This is a genomic window from Shewanella inventionis (genome assembly GCF_014641855.1).
Taxonomy (GTDB): Bacteria; Pseudomonadota; Gammaproteobacteria; order Enterobacterales; family Shewanellaceae; genus Shewanella; species Shewanella inventionis.
The window spans coordinates 1-18,006 of record NZ_BMII01000022.1; the positions used below are offsets into that span (position 1 = coordinate 1).

Here is an 18,006-nt window from a genome sequence, read left to right on the forward strand (position 1 = left end):
TGTTTTGATCTCGTATACGATTGCCATGTGGTGATATCCAATTCATTCAGTCTGTAAACACAATAGTGGACATTCTCACATTGTCAAACGTGTATAGTTAGAGAGTGGAAGTAAAAGTGTATGGGTGGTTATTAGACAATACAACCATAGGACGATGACGCCATTCAGGTCTAAATACCTGTTCTGCACTACAGTAGTATGAGGTTGCATCGACTAACGCGAACATAAGTCAATTGCCTCATCATGGCATCGTATTGAATACCTTACCGCACCTTCAATACTAAAATCATCATATTGATTAATCACCACATCGGCATAAGCATCGTTGGAGGAGAGGAGTAATCTTCGTTTGAGGTCGATCATTTTACACACAAATTCACCATTAAGATTGGCCACGATCACTTGGCCATTTTTAATGGAACTACTGCGATCAACAATGACCAAATCACCATCAAAAATACCAATGCCGATCATCGAATCGCCCTGGACTTTACCAATAAAGGTTGCGCTTGGGTGAGTAATTAGCAACTCATCTAGGCTCAATGGCTGCTGTTGGTACTCTGCTGCTGGCGATTCAAAGCCACTAATGCCGCCTGCAATATAGATAGGGATCACTTTCATATCAGCACCTGCGATATAAACACTGTATAAATAAACAGTATTCTAGCAGTGAAATAAAAATGATCAAATTTTCATTATCAACATGGGTAAGAGATCGTGGCGAAAGGAGTGAAAGAGCAATAAAAAAGCCTCTTAACGAGGCTATTTAGATTAGATCATTAAAGTGAAGACAAGCTTTACCATTTCTTTTTAGGTTGAAACAGCATATCGATATCATCGCCTTCTTTTTTAGGCTTGGGGGCACTGGGCTCTGTGCTACGTTGTGCGCCCATAATTTCATCGAGAAGTTGTTTAGCTTCATCAACTTTACGCGAAATAAATGGATCGTTTGGGGTTTGGGCTTTGATGGTATGCAATGTATTTAATGCTTTCGTCACCATCTGTTTACTTGAACCATATTGCTTCATAAAACAGGCTGCACGGGCGCGGCTAATCATAGATTCAACATTAATACGCAGTTGTAAATTATCAATACGCATTTCTTCTTCGGCAAATATTGTAGGTTCTACTTTTCCTTTGTTATGCTCTGCACGCAATATCGCCTTGAGTTTTTTAAGGGTTTTGACAAGTTCTAATATTTGTCTGTCATTATCGGGAAGCCGAAAATTTTCAATGGCAGGCACCTGGCTAGGAGAGTTAGATACCGTGGTTATTTGCGCCTTTATATCAGCAAGTCGACGCTCATAATCTGATTTTAATTGACCAGAAGCATGTACAATAGATTGCTCTAATGCATCTTGAATACGACGATACAGCACGAGCATGATATGACTAGAGCATGGTGCCATACCCGTGTTAGATAATACGGCATCAGTTTCGTCGATAATGGCGCGTTGGCGCGATATTTCAACTCGGCGTTCAGCTTCCGCTCGCTCTTTTTGTTGTTGGACAATACTAAAACCGATGATGAGTAATAGCAGTGCACCGATAAGAATTAATACCAAAATTAAGGACATAAAGGTTCCATTTTATCTTGCATATCACATGGTAAAAACAGCCAATAATCATGGCTAAAAAGGCATTTTAATGGGTAATCAGATTGATTAGCAAATGCCATCAAAATTACCCTATATCTTAGCGTATGTCATTACAGCTGTCGTTGAATAATAAGTTGTTTTGTCGATAAATCAGTAAACAGATAGTGCCAATCATGTATTGTGAGCTGTGCAGAGATATTTATCGGTATTTTCCTTGCCCGTTATTACTATTTGTATTACATTTTCATAATTAGTATAACGTTTTGTCATAGTTGAACGATAGCTCATTTTCGTGAAACACTATTGACGTTGTTCTTATTCACGATGCATGTGAATAGGTTACGGTTAAATCAAGGATCTCATCATGAAACTGCAGCAACTTAGATATATTGCAGAAGTCGTTAAGCATAATCTTAATGTGTCATCGACAGCAGAAAATCTCTATACCTCACAACCGGGGATCAGTAAGCAAGTGAGAATGCTTGAGGATGAGTTAGGGATTCAAATCTTTGGTCGCAGCGGTAAACATTTAACTCATGTAACGCCGGCAGGCCAACAAGTTATTGATATTGCAAATGATATATTAAGCAAAGTCGATAGCATTAAAAAAGTGTCCGAAGAGTACACCAAACCGAATCAAGGCGAATTAAATATTGCCACGACGGATACTCAAGCGCGGTATGCGCTTCCGCAAATTATTCGGGAGTTTATTAAGCGTTACCCTAAAGTTAACTTGCACATGCATCAGGGGACCCCTTCGCAAATCAGTGAACAAGCAGCAAGAGGTGATGCCGACTTTGCCATCGCAACAGAAGCCATGCATTTGTATACCGATTTAATTATGTTGCCTTGTTACCATTGGAATCGTTCTATTGTTGTAAACCGTGATCACCCTTTGGCAGCTCAATCAGGTAAAATTAGTATCGAAGATTTGGCTCAGTTCCCATTAGTGACATATGTGTTTGGCTTTGACAAAGCATCTGAAATTGAAAAGTCGTTTAAACGTGCAAATCTTGACCCTCGAGTTGTATTTAGTGCAACGAGTGCAGATGTACTGAAAACTTATGTAAGATTGGGGCTTGGGGTTGGAGTGATAGCCTCAATGGCGATCGATCCGACAGTTGATAAAGATTTAGTTGCGATTGATGCAAGCCATTTATTTGCTCACAGCACAACCAAAATTGGTTTTAGGCGTGGTAGCTTTTTACGTGGTTATATGTATGATTTTATGTTGCATTTTGCTCCACACTTAACTCGCGATGTGGTTGAAAAAGCGGTAGCACTGCGAGATCAGCAATTGATTGACGAAATGTTTGCTGATATAAATCTGCCAGTGCGTTAGTGCTATACAAAAAGCATAAAAAAACCTCGCTGCAGCGAGGTTTTTTATGTACTAATTAATCAGATTAGTCTGGCGCGTAACCAGAAGGACCTATTAATTGACCATCTAAATACGCTTTACCCTCAAGCATTTTCAATCGCCCTAAGCTAAACCATTTAACCACGAGCGGATAGATAGCATGTTCTTGTTCATGTACTCTTTCTGCTAATACAGTTGCGTCATCACCAGTATAAACCGGCACTTTAGCTTGCAGTATTACAGGGCCAGCATCTAGTTGTGGTATGACAAAATGTACGCTGGCACCATGTTCAAGATCACCGGCATCTATTGCGCGTTGATGAGTATTTAACCCAGTATATTTAGGTAACAATGATGGGTGGATATTGATCATCTTACCTAAAAATTGGCTAACAAACTCATCCGTTAATATGCGCATAAAACCAGCCAATACAATTAAATCAGGCTGATATTTGTTCACAGCAGCCAATAAACGTGAATCGTATTCACTGCGTGACTCGTTCTTGTAAGCAATCACGCAACTGGTGTCAATTTCGCTATGGTGGGCGCGGATCAACCCGTAAGCATCCGGTTTGTTGCTAATGACTCCGACAATATCGGCATTTAAGTTATCATCGCATCCATCAATAATGGCCTGAAGATTACTGCCATTGCCAGAGATCAGCACCACAACACGACAGCTTGAGCTCATTAAATGATCTCCACTTGCTCTTCGTCACCTTGACGCGTTGCAATTTCACCAATTAACCAAGCATTTTCACCTTCAGCTTTTAGCAGTGCTAATGCCGCGTCAACTTGTTCGGTAGGAAGCGCGATAATCATGCCAACACCACAGTTGAAGGTTAAATACATTTCGTGCTTGTCGATATTGCCGTTTTGCATTAACCAATCAAACACAACAGGCCATTGCCAAGAGCTACCATTTACAACTGCTTTACAATCTTCAGGAAGCACACGTGGGATATTTTCCCAAAATCCACCGCCTGTGATGTGAGCCATTGCATGGATTTCTGATTGTTCAATGAGTTTTAGCAGTGGTTTAACGTAAATTTTAGTTGGCTCGAGTAAGTGTTCAATGAGTGGTTTGCCAGCAAGATCCTGTTGGGTATCAGCTTGACTGACTTCTAACACTTTACGAATTAACGAGTAGCCATTTGAGTGAGGACCGCTAGAACCTAAAGCGATTAGTGCATCGCCAGTTTTCACTTTAGTACCATCAATGATGTCTGCTTTCTCAACCACGCCAACACAGAAGCCTGCAAGATCGTAATCTTCGCCTTCGTACATGCCCGGCATTTCTGCTGTTTCGCCACCAATTAATGCGCAACCAGACTGAAAACAGCCTTCTGCAATACCATTAACAACAGAAGTTGCTGTTTCAACGTCTAATTTGCCAGTAGCGTAGTAGTCGAGAAAGAAAAGTGGCTCAGCACCAGATACAATTAAGTCATTAACACACATAGCAACTAAATCGACACCCACGGTGTCGTGCTTTTTGTAATCAATGGCTAAACGTAATTTAGTACCAACACCGTCAGTACCAGAAACCAGTACAGGGTGTTTGTATTTAGTTGGTAATTCGCATAGTGCGCCAAAACCGCCTAAATTGCCCATAACTTCTGGACGGCGAGTGCGTTTTACCGCAGTTTTAATGTTGTTGACTAACGCATTACCTGCATCGATATCAACGCCGGCGTCTTTGTAACTTAGGGGGGTAGGAGTGCTCACGGAGGATCCTCTAGGGTACATCGTTTTATGGAATTTTATGCGGCAGTATTCTATCAGTTTGTCTCATTGGTCGAAAGCCATGTTTTTACTTTATCCTTAAAAGAAAACGATGAATTGCCTATTTTTTATTGGTTTAGCTCACGATTTGCAGCATTTTTGAAACTTTATGTTTTATACATGGGATAAATCGACTAACATTTGTCAAATTTGCCTGAAAGTCTGAAATCTAGGAGAAAGAAATGAAAGTCGTTGAAGTTAAGCATCCACTGGTTCGTCATAAAGTCGGTTTGATGCGGGAAGCGGATATTAGTACCAAACGATTTCGTGAACTGGCCACCGAAGTTGGCAGTTTATTAACCTATGAAGCAACAGCTGATTTTGAAACTGAGACCGTAACAATTGATGGTTGGAATGGCCCTGTAAGTGTTGAACAGCTTAAAGGTAAAAAGGTCACTGTTGTGCCAATTTTACGTGCGGGTTTAGGCATGATGGACGGTGTGCTTGAGCATATTCCTAGTGCGCGTATTTCGGTTGTCGGTATATATCGTGACGAAGAAACCTTACAACCTGTACCTTATTTTGAAAAAATCGTCAGTAACGTAGAAGAGCGTATTGCCTTAGTGGTTGACCCAATGCTAGCCACTGGCGGCTCGATGATAGCCACAATAGATTTGTTGAAAAAACGTGGCTGTACTTCAATTAAAGCGTTAGTGCTTGTTGCCGCCCCTGAAGGGATTAAAGCGTTAGAAGAAGCGCACCCTGACATTGAGCTATACACAGCTGCAATTGATAAATGCCTTAATGAACAAGGTTATATTTTGCCTGGTTTAGGTGATGCAGGTGATAAAATTTTTGGTACTAAATAATTCTAGTATTGAGTCATAAAAAATGGGGGCCAGTTGGCTCCCATTTTTTTATGTATTCTTTTTACGTTGAGTAATACCAATTACATTAAATATATGATCTAATTAATCGTCATTCTCTTATTTCAATATTTATGAATAATATCAATCTTACCGCATTAGCTAAATCCGAAAAAAGCGCTCGCAAACGTATGCGTTATCTCGCCTTACTCCACTTTACCGAAGGTCATTCCCGCACTGCGATTGCTAATATGTTGAAGGTCAGTAGAACAAGTGTAAATGCCTGGGTTACAAACTATTTAACTCATGGTATCAATGGCCTGGATGATAAGCCTAATCCTGGTAGACCCGCACAATTGTCAGCGAAACAACAGGCAAGTCTTAAAGAGTTTATACAAGCTCAAAGCTTATCTGAGAGTGGCGGTAGATTGATGGCTAGAGATGTCTGTCTTTATATTCAATCTGAATTTAACGTGACCTTTAAGCAGGCCAACATATACAGAATACTCCATCAACTAGGCTTTTCATGGATAACAACTCGCTCTCGTCATCCAAAACAGTCTCAAGATGTTCAGGACGCTTTTAAAAAACTTCCAACTGTCAACGATCCTTAACACCCCTGGTCATGTATCGTTAGATCGCATTGATGTATGGTTTCAAGATGAAGCCAGATTCGGCCAGCAAAATACCACCACTCATATTTGGGCATTAAAAGGAAGCCGCCCACGGTCAGTAAGGCAACAACAGTTTGAATCAGCCTATTTTTATGGTGCAGTGTGTCCTGCTACAGGCGCGACAGAGGCAATTATTGCTCCGTATGCCAATAGTGAATATATGTTAGAGCATTTGAAATTAATTTCAGAAGCGACTGAATTTGGGCGCTATGCTCTGATCATTATGGACGGTGCAGGTTGGCATCAACAAAAACTGACGGAGGGCTTTGATAACTTAAGTATCCTTAAACTTCCTCCCTATTCCCCAGAACTCAATCCTGTAGAACAAGTGTGGCAATGGCTTCGTCAAAATGAACTTGCCAATCGTTGTTTTAGTGGATATGACGATATTGTTGAACAATGCTCAATCGCATGGAATAACTTTATTGCAGAGCCTGAAAGGGTCATTAAATTATGCACTAGAAGCTGGACAAAACTGACCAGTTAATTAATGTAAATGGTATAACAAGATTTTGCGATTTACAGCACCATGGCTGCTATCCAGCCAAATACAAGTAACGGGATGTTGTAATGCACAAAAGTCGGAATAACACTGTCACGGATATGATCATGTTGGCCGTCAGCATTAAGACCCGCTGTAGGGCCTAACGTCGAGTCAGATGCAGGAGAACCAGCATCTCCTAGTGCTGCTGCGGTGCCAACTAAAGCGATTGTTGCCGCAACAGAAAATCCAAAACTTAAAGCTAGTGGTACATAAATGGTGGCTATAATCGGTATGGTTGAAAACGATGACCCGATCCCCATGGTAATTAATAAGCCTACAACCAGCATCAATAAGGCGGCTAATGCTTTATTGTCACCTATTATATCGCCTAGCGATGTGACCAGGGTGCCCACTTCACCCGTAGATTTAACCACTGCAGCAAAACCTGCTGCGGCAATCATAATAAAACCAATGTTAGCCATCATGTGAACGCCTTGATTAAACAAGTCTTTACTGATGTCTTGTTTAATAATCCCTGAAAAGCGAAAAATGATAAACCCGCTCAATGCACCAAAAATCATTGAATCAGTTTGCAGTTGAACAATCAGTGTGATGATAATTGCCGTGATTGAAATAACAATACTTTTACGGTTAATTACCTGTGTTTCTGTGTCACTTAACACAGGTTGTTCAATCATATATTGTCTGGGTTTACGATAACTGATGAATACCGCAATTAATAAACCAAATACCATTCCTAGGGCAGGTAAAAGCATTGCTTGTGGTATTTGGGTATTTACCGCATTTAAACCATTGGTATTTAAATTGGCGAGCAAGATGTCGTTTAAAAAAATCCCACCGAATCCAATAGGTAAAATCATGTAAGTTGTTACTAAACCAAACGTCAGTATGCACGCTATAAGGCGACGATCGATGTTGAGTTTAGTCATAACATGCAACAGCGGCGGAATTAAAATTGGGATAAAAGCAATATGAATGGGCAAAATGTTCTGTGACGAAATAGCCATTGCAAGAATGGTGATTAACAATAACCAACGTACTACTTGAGTGTTACTGCTGTTTGGCTCTTTTCCCAATTTATGAATAATGGCATGAGAAATCAGTGTCGTTAAGCCTGAGTGAGATAACGCTGCCGCAAAAGCACCTAATAATGCGTAACTCAATGCTATTTGGGCTCCACCGCCCAAACCATCATTAAAAGCTGATATTGTTTGGTGGATATCTAGACCACCGACTAAGCCTGCAACAACTGCACTAATGGTTAATGCAACGACAACGTTAATTCGGATAAAGCTTAAAAAGAGCATCAAGCAAACAGCGATAACGACCGCATTCATAATCGTAATTCTTAAAAGTAAATGAGACCGCTATTTTTGACTGTAGTCATGCAGTTTGTCCAGCCTAGATGAAATTTTTAATCGTTGGTGCAGGTTTTAAAGGAATGACTGAATGTTTTTAATACAAATGAGTCGCCAATCAATGATGAGTATTGGGTGCTATTTGTAAACTGTCGCATTTGTGTATCAGACTCGGTTCATTTTAAAGCGCTTGATAATGATTTTGTCACACTGCACTATTACATTTGTATTCATTAGTGAGTTTGCATGTTTTATTTTTCAGCAGGTAGACGCTTTTTACGCTGAAATAACTTATAACTAAGCTAAATTAACTGTATGGTATATCACTGAATAAGTACCAGTGGTTCGGATTTTCGATTAATGGATGACTGTGAAAGAATAATTCGTACCATTGTAGCGTGTTAAAAAGCCATTAAATGGAGATTGATAATGAGCGTATTAGTAGGCCGTCCAGCCCCAGATTTCACTGCAGCAGCCGTCCTTGGTTCTGGTGAAATTGTTGACACATTTAACCTAGCTACCGCAATTAAAGGTAAGCCAGCGGTTATTTTCTTCTACCCACTTGATTTTACTTTTGTGTGTCCGTCAGAGCTTATTGCTTTTGATCACCGCATGGAAGAGTTTACTAAACGTGGTGTTGAAGTGATTGGTGTTTCAATTGATTCACAGTTTACTCATAACGCGTGGCGTAACACCCCAGTTGAAAAGGGTGGCATTGGCCAAGTTAAATACACTTTAGTTGCAGACGTTAAGCACGAAATTTGTAAAGCATACGATGTTGAGCACCCAGAAGCCGGCGTTGCTTTCCGTGGTTCTTTCTTAGTAGATAAAGAAGGCCAAGTACGTCACCAAGTGGTTAACGATTTACCATTAGGCCGTAACGTTGATGAAATGATCCGTATGATCGACGCACTTCAATTCCATGAAGAACACGGTGAAGTTTGTCCAGCGGGCTGGTCAAAAGGCGAAAAAGGCATGACAGCTAGCACTGAAGGTGTGGCTGCATACTTAAAAGATAACTCTGCTAAGCTTTAATGCTAAGAGTTTGAACGAATAAAAAAGCTGCTTCGGCAGCTTTTTTATTGGGCGTGGAGTGTTACGTTGTTTATCTTATACATACAGGCAGAATATTAAAAATAGCTTGCTGTAGTTACTCTATATTGGCATCTTCATCATCAGCAGTGACAAGAGGCCACCCACCAAGGGCTTTCCAACGATTAACTATATAGCAAAACAATTCAGCAGTCCGCTCAGTATCATAGAGCGCTGAATGTGCTTCTTTATTGTCAAATTCAATACCTGCTATTTTACACGCTTTGGCTAATACAGTATGGCCAATTGCTAATCCTGCTAACGTTGCGGTGTCAAAACTTGCAAAAGGATGAAATGGCGAGCGCTTTAAACTATTACGCTCAATAGCTTGATTCACAAAACCCAAATCAAATGCGGCGTTGTGAGCCACAATAATACAACGATGACAATCCGCGGCCTTTTGCGCTTTTTTGACTTCTTTAAAGATTTCTAAAAATGCGGCTTTTTCATCTACAGCCCCCCTAAGCGGGTTTGTAGGATCGATGCCATTAAATGCTAATGCTTCGGGTTCCAAATTGGCCCCCTCAAAAGGCTCAATATGAAAGTGTAAGGTTTTATCGAGCTCAATGACTCCGTCACTGTTCATTTTTAGCAAGCTGACAGCAATTTCAAGTAACGCGTCTGTTTTTGCGTTGAAACCTGCTGTCTCAACGTCTATAACCACTGGAAAATAACCACGAAAGCGGTGTTTAAACTTGTTAGCGTCACAAATATCTGTCATTACCTTCTTTTTCCTCAATTGATATCACTTTCAGAGTAAATGATATTAAGCCGAGTATTATGCGCAAACTGACGCTCACTGTCATGTTTGATTGTGGTTTTTATCAACGATTAAACATGATTGTTTGCTAAAGAAACCCTGTAAAAGGCCGATAGCTACTAAGTAACCGGTATAAAGGGTGTTTTTATGTGGCGAAAACTGATGGTACTCACAAGTTTGTGTCTTTGCTCAACGGCTCATGCCGATTTGAGACATTATGTGGCGTCTCTTGAAAACTCAGCATGGCGTGTAGGCGAAAATAATCCTATAGAATGCCGCTTAGAGCATGACATTCCTGATTATGGTCGAGCTATTTTCACTAGTATCGCAGGCAAGGAACTCAATTTACAATTTACCTTAGACATGTGGTCAAAGCCAGATTCTGTCACCAATGCCACGCTAATTAGCCGTGCACCGAGTTGGCGTCCAGGCCATAACTCACGGAAAATTACCCAGTTAACCTATCAAAAACAATTTAATGGTGAAGTGCCAAAAAAAGCAGCATGGTCGATGTTAGATGAGTTAAGCCAAGGCATGGAACCGACTTTTTACTATGCCGATTGGTATAATCCTAATGCTAAAATAGCGGTTGGATTGTCATCGGCAAATTTTGGTGGTAAATACCGTGAGTTTCGTTCTTGTTTAGCGAACTTATTACCTTACAGTTTTGATGACATTGCATTTACCGTTTTAAATTACCAAGAGGGCGGGGTGGAGTTAACCCGTTTTTCCAAAATGCAGCTACAAAAAGTACAACGTTACTTGTCATTTGATCCTGAAGTCGAGCTTGTTCTTATTGACGCCTATACTGACAGTTATGGAGGGCGCTCTGTCAATCAAAGAGTATCAGACAAACGTGCCGACTCAGTTAAAGATATTCTTATTGCCAGCGGTATTCCTCAAGATCGTATTCGTACAGAAGGTCATGGTGAGAAGCGGCACGTTGCGGCAAATGATCTTGAACAAGAAAGGCAAATCAATCGTCGTGTGGTCATTAAGATAACGAAACCAATATAGCGCAATGATAACGTGATATACACAAACCCGAGTAGTTTACTGCTTGGGTTTTATTTTGCTTGTTGCTTGAGTATTGCATTGTGATGGGCGAAAAAAAAGATAAAAAAAACCCACTCAATCCAAGTGGGTTAAACAATTTGCAATCAACAAATTTAAGGAAGGAAGTCAAGCATAAGAACTAGGGTAAACTGAGGTATTGGGCTACATCAGTTTGACGTTCTTTGTTTTCAACATCTGAATCGGATGCATCGTGAAAACAAGGCTATAGTAGAATGAATGCACTAATTCGACAAACTAGAAAAATTACTGTTTTGCATTAATAAAACTAATGATTAAGGCTGTTTATATTTACACAAAAAAGGCTTTATAAGCTATTACAGCGCTTTTTCAGGTTATTATACATATATTTTGCATAACTAATCGGATTAGCAAAATAACCACGTCGATAATATTTAACAACTTGGCTGTAGTCGATTTTTTTAGCGATTTTTGGGGATGTAAAATAACTTAATTGTTGGGCAACATGCCTAAGAAATACCTTTTGGGCTTCATTCTCTACTATTGTTAAGCAGGGGATTATCTCGAGGTTATGAACATGTGGTTTTAAGGTTAAATTAATAAAAGTAGGGTTTCACTATGGCATAACTCCAACCTAAAGATTTAATCATTAAACCTTGGGGCATAAAATAAGATCAAGTGCATAAAATATCTGTTGAACTGCCTGTGCCAAATGCGTTTAACACGAACGGCTTGTTTTGGGAATGTAGTGTTTATTTGGGTTTACATTCTGGGAAAATTTTATTGTATAACCTATGGTTTAATTACGATTTTTTGTTTAAAAGTTTGTTAACGTTTTGAGCGGAAACATTAAGAAAGCTTCATCTGTTACAGTTTCTGAGCAAATTCGCGTGTTTTAGCGTATTTTGAGCAAAATAAAGTCTGTTTTTAGCCCCAGAGATTATTCACAAGTGTGTTGCTACTCGGTATAGTAAGCCAACTTTTGCCTTCTAAGAATTGATGTTCTGATTATGTTTGTTTGGCCTATATCAATTTATTATGAAGATACCGACGCCGGTGGGGTTGTGTATCATTCAAACTACCTTAATTTTTTTGAGCGGGCTCGAACACAATGGTTAAAAGCGATGGGTATTCGCCAAGCACAATTGCTGGCAGAAGATATTGCTTTTGTTGTTAAGCATGCAGAAATCGATTTTCAAAAAGCAGCAAAATTTGAACAGGACCTATTGGTTGAATCCAAGGTCGTAGAATTAAAGAAAGCGTCATTGGTGTTTCACCAACGCTTAGTAGATCATCAAGGTGATTGCTATTGTGAAGCGACAGTGGTTGTCGCGTGTATATCTTTGTCACGTATGCGTCCCCGCGCTATTCCCCTAAATATGGTTCAGGAGTTTGACAGTGCACGCTGAAATTTCATTTATTGGCTTGTTTTTAGAAGCCAGTGTGTTGGTAAAATTGGTCATGTTGACCTTATTGGCATTATCGATTGTCTCTTGGGCAGTGATCATCCAACGTAACAAATTATTAAGTTCAGCCAGAGTAAAAGCACTTCGTTTTGAGGATACATTTTGGTCTGGTGTTGATTTAAACCGACTATATAAAGAACTCATTGCTCGAGGCAGTTCAATCGCTGGTTTAGAGGCCATGTTTGTTGCGGGCTTTAAAGAATATACTCGTTTGAGTAAAGTGAACAGTAAATCGCCTGAAGCCGTGATGGATGGTACATCTCGTGCGATGCGTGTGAGTTTATCTCGAGAAATGGAAAAGCTAGAGAATAATTTGCCTTTACTTGCAACCATAGGTTCAACCAGCCCATATATCGGTTTGTTTGGAACCGTTTGGGGGATCATGAACTCATTTATCGCATTGGGTGCGGTTGAAAATGCGACACTAGCAATGGTTGCTCCAGGTATTGCTGAAGCACTTATTGCAACGGCAATGGGCTTATTTGCAGCAATTCCTGCTGTTATTGGTTACAACAGATTCTCGACTCATGTAGAAAAGCTTGAGAATTCATATGCCAACTTTATGGAAGAATTCTCAAACATATTGCAACGTCAAGCATATAGCGAGAAGGAAGCCGGTTAATGTATCAGCGTAAGCGTCGTCGTCCCGTTGCTGAAATCAACGTGGTTCCTTATATCGACGTCATGTTAGTGTTGTTAATTATTTTTATGGTAACAGCGCCTATTGTCTCGCAAGGTGTCAAGGTTGAGTTGCCGCAAGGTAATGCCGAAACCCTGCCTCCTGACAGTAAACCGCCTATTGTTGCTTCTATTGATGCTGCGGGCGAATACTTTTTAAATGTGGGCAGTAGCTCTAACTCTTTAGCAATGGATTTAGAACAAGTGTCTACTGAGGTTGGTGCGTTAATTCAACTCGAGCCATTAAGGCCTGTGGTTGTGAAGGCTGACCGTTCAATTCCGTATGAAAGCGTTATTCAATTAATGATTAGCCTTCAAGGTGCCGGAGTGCCTGCTGTTGGGTTAATGACTGATTCGCCGAAGGAGAACTAGGTGTCTGGAAACTCAGATTTAACCGTACCAGTTTCGATTTCTGCTGGTATTCATATTGGGGCAATTATCATTCTTGCATTAGGGATAAGTTTTGATGATAAACCCAAACAAATGCAAACAGCAGCCAGTGCGCCTGCTGTTCAAGCTATTGTGATTGATCAGCAAAAAGTGACTGATAGAGTTGAACAGTTAAAAAAACAAAAACAAGATGCGTTGCAGCAAGAAAAAGCGCGTCAAGCTGAACTCGAACGCAAAGCACAAGAGGCAAAGCGTGAGCGTGAAAGCGAGCAAGAAAAAATTAAAGCATTAGAAATCCAACGTAAGTTGAAAGAGGCTGAGACCCAAAGAGCTAATGATGCAGCAAAAGCCGCTCAGGTTAAGCAGCAGCAAGAGAAAGAGCGAGCTCAAAAAGCTGAAGAGATCCGAAAACAGAAAGAAAAAGAGCAAAAAGCAGCTGAAGAGGCTGCTAAGCAAGCTGCTGAAAAACGCAAGCAAGAGGAAGCTACAGCTAAAAAAGCGCAAGAAGAGCGCCAACGAGCTGAAGAAGAGCGTAAGCGCAAAGAAGAAGCAGAGCGTAAACAGCGTGAAGATGCAGAACGTAAGCGTAAAGCCGAAGCAGAAGCTAAAGCAAGGCAAGAGCGAGAAATGGCTGAGGCATTAGCGGCTGAACAAGATTCGTTGTCTAAAACGCGTAACAAGCAAGTATTATCAGAAGTTGATAAATATAAAGCGATGATTATTGCTACGATTCAACGTAATTTAGTCGTTGATGAGTCAATGCGTGGTAAAAGTTGTCGAGTGTTTATTCGCTTAGCATCAGATGGATTTGTAACGACAGCACAAACCCTTGAAGGTGATCAAGTTGTTTGTCGTGCAGCTAAAGTGTCTATAAACAAGGCTGGTCGTTTACCTGTATCGCCAGAGCCTGCTGTTTATCAACAGTTAAAAGAGATTAATTTAACCGTTTCACCGGAATTTAATTAATATTAAACATAGTAAGATGGAATTAAATTAAAGGAGTCGCATGAAGAATTTGGCTAAATGGTTAACACTGGCACTTGTTGTGTTAACAACACCTGCTCGCGCAGCGTTAGACATTGTAATTACAGAAGGTGTTGATGCCGCAAGACCTATAGCGATTGTGCCGTTTATTTGGCAAGGTCAAGGTCCAGCTCCGGCGTCTATATCTGATGTTGTGACTTCAGACCTAGCCCGCAGTGGTGCGTTTAAGTCATTAGATGTGCGTGCATTACCACAAACAACCTTGTCATCTATTAGTGGTTTTGCTGCACAGAACTGGGCAAACGTTGATGCAGAGGCGATTGTTGTTGGTAGCGTAAAACCTTATGGTGCTGATCAATACCTTGTCAGTTTTGAGTTGATTGACTTGTTTAAAGCACGTAGTGCAATGAACAATGGCCCGGTCAATAACAATGAGTTATTGCTTGAAAGCCGTGAGACTGTCATTAGTGCTAGTCAATTTAGGCAATACGGCCACCGTATTAGCGACATCGTTTATGAAAAGCTAACTGGTGTTCGCGGTGCATTTTTAACGCGTATCGCTTATGTGGTTGTAAAACAAGGTCAAAAAGCACCATACCATTTAATGATTGCTGATTATGATGGCTATAACGAGCAAATGTTATTACGTTCACCAGAGCCACTTATGTCACCAACATGGTCACCTGATGGCCGTCGTTTAGCGTACGTGAGTTTTGAAAACAGAAAAGCAGAAATTTTTGTACAAGACATCTATAGCCAAACGCGTACTATGGTGAGTAGTTTTAATGGTATTAATGGCGCTCCATCATTTTCACCAGACGGTAAAAAGTTAGCCATTACGTTGTCAAAAGATGGCCAACCAGAAATATATGTTGTCGATATTGCGACTAAATCTTCACAGCGCATTACTGACCATTACGCGATCGATACAGAGCCTTCGTGGTTCCCTGACGGTAAATCATTGCTATTTACCTCAGAGCGTGGCGGAAGGCCACAGTTATACCGCGTAAATTTAGATACAAATAAAGTCTCTCGTATGACATTCGAAGGTGAATGGAACCTTGGTGGTTCAATTACTCCTGACGGACGTAGTATGATTTTTGTAAACCGTACTAATGGTAAGTTCCATATTGCTAGAATGGATTTAGCGACACGCTTTATGCAGGTGCTTTCATCAACTCAACTTGATGAATCACCAAGTGTTGCACCAAATGGCACTATGGTTATCTATGGTACAACCCATCAAGGTAAACAAGTATTAGCTGCTGTTTCTGTAGACGGCAGATTTAAAGCAAGATTGCCTGTCGGCCAGGGCGAGGTGAAGTCACCAGCATGGTCTCCGTTTCTCTAAATAGATATTGATAAGGATTTAAAATGGATCTGAATAAGTTGTTCAAAGCTATGTTGGTTGCAGTTCCGCTTATGGCACTGGGTGCCTGTAGCTCAACTTCAGACTCTGAAACTGACGCTAACGGTTCTATGAGTGGTACTGGTAGTGAATATGGTGCTGGTGGTATTGAAACGGGTGGTGCTGGTGCAGTATTAAGCCCAGCTGAACAGCAACGTTTAAAAGAACAAGAGCTACGTCGTCAAAACATCATCTACTTTGATTTTGACCGTAGTGAAGTTCAAAGCGAAAATGCTGACATTCTTCAAGCACATGGTAACTATTTAGTAGAAAACCCAAGTGTACGTGTATTGATCGAAGGTCATGCCGACGAACGTGGTACGCCAGAGTACAACATCGCACTTGGTGAACGTCGTGCGAAAGCGATTGCTAAATACTTACAAGGTATGGGTGTGCAACCTAACCAAATGAGTATTGTAAGCTACGGCGAAGAGAAGCCATTAGATTTCTCTCGTACAGACACCGGTTTCGGTTTAAACCGTCGTGGTGTATTAGTTTACTAAGCGTTAAAAATATAAGGCCAACCTGTTCGGTTGGCCTTTTTTAGGAGTAGACAAAATGAAACAATCCATTTTAGTCGCGGCCATGTTCTTCACTACTGCGAGTGCATTTGCAGCGCCAGCGCCAGTGTCAGACGCATCTGGTGGTTCAAATGAAGATCGAATTGCAAAATTAGAGCGTATCATTAAAGCCAAACAGCAAGTTGAGTTTGATATGCAACGCCGTATGGATTCATTACAAAATGAAGTGTTGGATTTACGTGGCATTACTGAGCAACAAAATTATCAAATGAATCAAATGTTGCAGCGTCAGCGTCAACTGTATGAGGAAATTGCTAATCTTACTGCTAAGTCTTCAACTCCAGCCGCGGCAGCTGAAACCACACAAACAGATCCAGCAGCGGTAGCAGCGGCCAGCTCAACATTAGGAGAAACAGCGAGTTATGAAGCTGCTGTTAATCTTGTGTTGAAAGATCGCAAATACGATGACGCGATTCCTGCATTTCGTGATTTTATCACCAAGTATCCTGATTCTAGTTATGCTGCCAATGCAAACTATTGGTTAGGGCAGTTGTTGTATAACAAAGGCGATTATTCAGCGGCTAAACAGGCGTTTAGTACTGTTGTGAGTAAATTTTCAGATTCTAATAAGCGTGGCGATAGTTTAGTTAAGCTCGGTATGATTGCTGAAAAAGAAAACGACACAGCCGGTGCGCGCGCGTTATACAATAAAGTCCTTAGCGAATACGCTGATAGTGCATCTGCTCGCCTTGCTCAACAACAATTATCAGCTTTAAAAGGCTAATTAAGACAAAAAACAGCCTCTTAGTCTGTTTTTCATGCAAACAACAAGAAATTATAAATTTGCGCTTGCATGAGAAATTGAAAAAGGTATTATAGGCGCCCTCAGAACGGCACAGCCTTCTGAGGGGTTTAAAAGCGTTAATCACCTCAATGTAGTTACTGCACACAGCGATTAAAGTTTATCAAACCAAAATGGGTCGTTAGCTCAGTCGGTCTTGAAACATAGACAGTTGGCTTTTGCTCCAGTAAGCAATAAAGCTTACAAAACCAAGATGGGTCGTTAGCTCAGTCGGTAGAGCAGTTGGCTTTTAACCAATTGGTCGAAGGTTCGAATCCTTCACGACCCACCACTTTTTAAATCGTGGCTAAAGAATTTAAACGTAACATCCAGATGGGTCGTTAGCTCAGCGGGTCTTGAAACATAGACAGTTGGCTTTTGTTCCAGTAAGCAATAAAGCTTATAAAACCAATATGGGTCGTTAGCTCAGTCGGTAGAGCAGTTGGCTTTTAACCAATTGGTCGAAGGTTCGAATCCTTCACGACCCACCACTTTTTAAATCGTGGCTAAAGAATTTAAACGTAACATCCAGATGGGTCGTTAGCTCAGCGGGTCTTGAAACATAGACAGTTGGCTTTTGTTCCAGTAAGCAATAAAGCTTATAAAACCTAGATGGGTCGTTAGCTCAGTCGGTCTTGAAACATAGACAGTTGGCTTTTGTTCCAGTAAGCAATAAAGCTTATAAAACCTAGATGGGTCGTTAGCTCAGTCGGTAGAGCAGTTGGCTTTTAACCAATTGGTCAAG

At 40.7% G+C, this 18,006-nt stretch carries 18 protein-coding genes and 3 tRNA genes (1 of these 21 only partly in view); 15 read left to right on the top strand and 6 right to left on the bottom strand.

All coding sequences use genetic code 11. The features are described 5' to 3' along the window. Positions 1–213: 213 nt before the first annotated feature. Together IEW93_RS13480 and IEW93_RS13485 are read right to left on the bottom strand one after the other, a co-directional pair. Positions 214–621 carry a LexA family protein gene (locus IEW93_RS13480; protein WP_188739835.1) on the bottom strand — a complete coding sequence of 136 codons (408 nt, stop codon included), beginning with the start codon at positions 619–621 and terminating at the stop codon, positions 214–216. A gap of 176 nt (positions 622–797) precedes the next feature. Further along, the gene (locus IEW93_RS13485) at positions 798–1,577 is read right to left on the bottom strand and encodes a hypothetical protein (protein WP_188739836.1); all 780 of its coding nucleotides are present in this window, start codon (positions 1,575–1,577) and stop codon (positions 798–800) included. 385 nt (positions 1,578–1,962) lie between these two features. Between IEW93_RS13485 and cysB the strand changes: the two genes are divergently transcribed. Next, entirely contained in the window at positions 1,963–2,940 is a 978-nt protein-coding gene (gene cysB, locus IEW93_RS13490; RefSeq protein WP_188739837.1) for an HTH-type transcriptional regulator CysB, read from the top strand. A gap of 64 nt (positions 2,941–3,004) precedes the next feature. Here the strand turns inward: cysB and purN are convergent, their stop codons facing one another. Both purN and purM read right to left on the bottom strand, forming a co-directional pair. Then, positions 3,005–3,649 carry a phosphoribosylglycinamide formyltransferase gene (gene purN, locus IEW93_RS13495; RefSeq protein ID WP_188739838.1) on the bottom strand — a complete coding sequence of 215 codons (645 nt, stop codon included), beginning with the start codon at positions 3,647–3,649 and terminating at the stop codon, positions 3,005–3,007. Then, entirely contained in the window at positions 3,649–4,686 is a 1,038-nt protein-coding gene (purM, locus tag IEW93_RS13500) for a phosphoribosylformylglycinamidine cyclo-ligase (protein ID WP_188739839.1), read from the bottom strand. The genes purN and purM overlap by 1 nt, the downstream gene beginning before the upstream one ends. A 239-nt stretch (positions 4,687–4,925) precedes the next feature. Between purM and upp the strand changes: the two genes are divergently transcribed. Both upp and IEW93_RS13510 read left to right on the top strand, forming a co-directional pair. Further along, entirely contained in the window at positions 4,926–5,552 is a 627-nt protein-coding gene (gene upp, locus IEW93_RS13505) for a uracil phosphoribosyltransferase (RefSeq protein ID WP_188739840.1), read from the top strand. Positions 5,553–5,683: 131 nt separating this feature from the next. Continuing rightward, positions 5,684–6,710 (top strand): IS630 family transposase gene (locus IEW93_RS13510; RefSeq protein ID WP_188739841.1). Its coding sequence is split into 2 segments (ribosomal slippage): positions 5,684–6,139 and positions 6,141–6,710, totalling 1,026 coding nucleotides; the frame shifts between segments, so codons are not numbered across the junction. Between the two features lie 32 nt (positions 6,711–6,742). Here the strand turns inward: IEW93_RS13510 and IEW93_RS13515 are convergent. Beyond that, positions 6,743–8,065: a Na+/H+ antiporter family protein gene (locus IEW93_RS13515; protein WP_188739842.1), complete on the bottom strand. Its 1,323-nt coding sequence runs from the start codon at positions 8,063–8,065 to the stop codon at positions 6,743–6,745. A gap of 450 nt (positions 8,066–8,515) precedes the next feature. On the opposite strand from IEW93_RS13515, the gene IEW93_RS13520 reads away from it, so the two are divergent. Next, positions 8,516–9,121, top strand: coding sequence for a peroxiredoxin (locus IEW93_RS13520; RefSeq protein WP_188739843.1), 606 nt, complete (start codon positions 8,516–8,518; stop codon positions 9,119–9,121). 115 nt (positions 9,122–9,236) lie between these two features. Here the strand turns inward: IEW93_RS13520 and rnt are convergent, their stop codons facing one another. Continuing rightward, positions 9,237–9,899, bottom strand: a complete 663-nt coding sequence (gene rnt / locus IEW93_RS13525; RefSeq protein ID WP_188739844.1) for a ribonuclease T — start codon at positions 9,897–9,899, stop codon at positions 9,237–9,239. Between the two features lie 186 nt (positions 9,900–10,085). Here rnt and IEW93_RS13530 point away from each other — a divergent pair, with 186 nt between their 5' ends. The 11 genes from IEW93_RS13530 to IEW93_RS13580 form a co-directional block, all read left to right on the top strand. Beyond that, a complete protein-coding gene (locus IEW93_RS13530) occupies positions 10,086–10,955 on the top strand; it encodes a flagellar protein MotY (RefSeq protein ID WP_188739845.1) in 870 nt (289 codons plus the stop codon). A gap of 1,025 nt (positions 10,956–11,980) precedes the next feature. Next, positions 11,981–12,382, top strand: coding sequence for a tol-pal system-associated acyl-CoA thioesterase (gene ybgC / locus IEW93_RS13535; protein WP_188739919.1), 402 nt, complete (start codon positions 11,981–11,983; stop codon positions 12,380–12,382). Continuing rightward, entirely contained in the window at positions 12,372–13,061 is a 690-nt protein-coding gene (gene tolQ, locus IEW93_RS13540; RefSeq protein ID WP_188739846.1) for a protein TolQ, read from the top strand. Before ybgC ends, tolQ begins: the two co-directional genes overlap by 11 nt. Beyond that, positions 13,061–13,489 carry a protein TolR gene (gene tolR / locus IEW93_RS13545; RefSeq protein ID WP_188739847.1) on the top strand — a complete coding sequence of 143 codons (429 nt, stop codon included), beginning with the start codon at positions 13,061–13,063 and terminating at the stop codon, positions 13,487–13,489. Before tolQ ends, tolR begins: the two co-directional genes overlap by 1 nt. Continuing rightward, entirely contained in the window at positions 13,490–14,473 is a 984-nt protein-coding gene (gene tolA / locus IEW93_RS13550; protein WP_188739848.1) for a cell envelope integrity protein TolA, read from the top strand. It begins immediately after the preceding gene. Between the two features lie 40 nt (positions 14,474–14,513). Further along, positions 14,514–15,842 carry a Tol-Pal system beta propeller repeat protein TolB gene (gene tolB, locus IEW93_RS13555; RefSeq protein ID WP_188739849.1) on the top strand — a complete coding sequence of 443 codons (1,329 nt, stop codon included), beginning with the start codon at positions 14,514–14,516 and terminating at the stop codon, positions 15,840–15,842. Positions 15,843–15,865: 23 nt separating this feature from the next. After that, positions 15,866–16,402 carry a peptidoglycan-associated lipoprotein Pal gene (gene pal, locus IEW93_RS13560; protein WP_160056541.1) on the top strand — a complete coding sequence of 179 codons (537 nt, stop codon included), beginning with the start codon at positions 15,866–15,868 and terminating at the stop codon, positions 16,400–16,402. Between the two features lie 55 nt (positions 16,403–16,457). Continuing rightward, the gene (ybgF, locus tag IEW93_RS13565; RefSeq protein WP_188739850.1) at positions 16,458–17,204 is read left to right on the top strand and encodes a tol-pal system protein YbgF; all 747 of its coding nucleotides are present in this window, start codon (positions 16,458–16,460) and stop codon (positions 17,202–17,204) included. A 273-nt stretch (positions 17,205–17,477) separates the two neighbouring features. Continuing rightward, positions 17,478–17,553, top strand: a tRNA-Lys gene (locus IEW93_RS13570). A 123-nt stretch (positions 17,554–17,676) separates the two neighbouring features. Further along, a tRNA-Lys gene (locus tag IEW93_RS13575) sits at positions 17,677–17,752 on the top strand. A gap of 203 nt (positions 17,753–17,955) precedes the next feature. Beyond that, positions 17,956–18,006 (top strand) — tRNA-Lys (locus IEW93_RS13580) (it continues 125 nt past the right edge of the window).

Bases quoted from the DNA above. Each gene is read 5' to 3' on its own strand.
- IEW93_RS13480 (WP_188739835.1), bottom strand. From the start codon at position 621: ATGAAAGTGATCCCTATCTATATTGCAGGCGGCATTAGTGGCTTTGAA.
- IEW93_RS13485 (WP_188739836.1), bottom strand. From the start codon at position 1,577: ATGTCCTTAATTTTGGTATTAATTCTTATCGGTGCACTGCTATTACTC.
- cysB (WP_188739837.1), top strand. From the start codon at position 1,963: ATGAAACTGCAGCAACTTAGATATATTGCAGAAGTCGTTAAGCATAAT.
- purN (WP_188739838.1), bottom strand. From the start codon at position 3,649: ATGAGCTCAAGCTGTCGTGTTGTGGTGCTGATCTCTGGCAATGGCAGT.
- upp (WP_188739840.1), top strand. From the start codon at position 4,926: ATGAAAGTCGTTGAAGTTAAGCATCCACTGGTTCGTCATAAAGTCGGT.
- IEW93_RS13515 (WP_188739842.1), bottom strand. From the start codon at position 8,065: ATGAATGCGGTCGTTATCGCTGTTTGCTTGATGCTCTTTTTAAGCTTT.
- IEW93_RS13520 (WP_188739843.1), top strand. From the start codon at position 8,516: ATGAGCGTATTAGTAGGCCGTCCAGCCCCAGATTTCACTGCAGCAGCC.
- rnt (WP_188739844.1), bottom strand. From the start codon at position 9,899: ATGACAGATATTTGTGACGCTAACAAGTTTAAACACCGCTTTCGTGGT.
- IEW93_RS13530 (WP_188739845.1), top strand. From the start codon at position 10,086: ATGTGGCGAAAACTGATGGTACTCACAAGTTTGTGTCTTTGCTCAACG.
- tolR (WP_188739847.1), top strand. From the start codon at position 13,061: ATGTATCAGCGTAAGCGTCGTCGTCCCGTTGCTGAAATCAACGTGGTT.
- tolB (WP_188739849.1), top strand. From the start codon at position 14,514: ATGAAGAATTTGGCTAAATGGTTAACACTGGCACTTGTTGTGTTAACA.
- pal (WP_160056541.1), top strand. From the start codon at position 15,866: ATGGATCTGAATAAGTTGTTCAAAGCTATGTTGGTTGCAGTTCCGCTT.
- ybgF (WP_188739850.1), top strand. From the start codon at position 16,458: ATGAAACAATCCATTTTAGTCGCGGCCATGTTCTTCACTACTGCGAGT.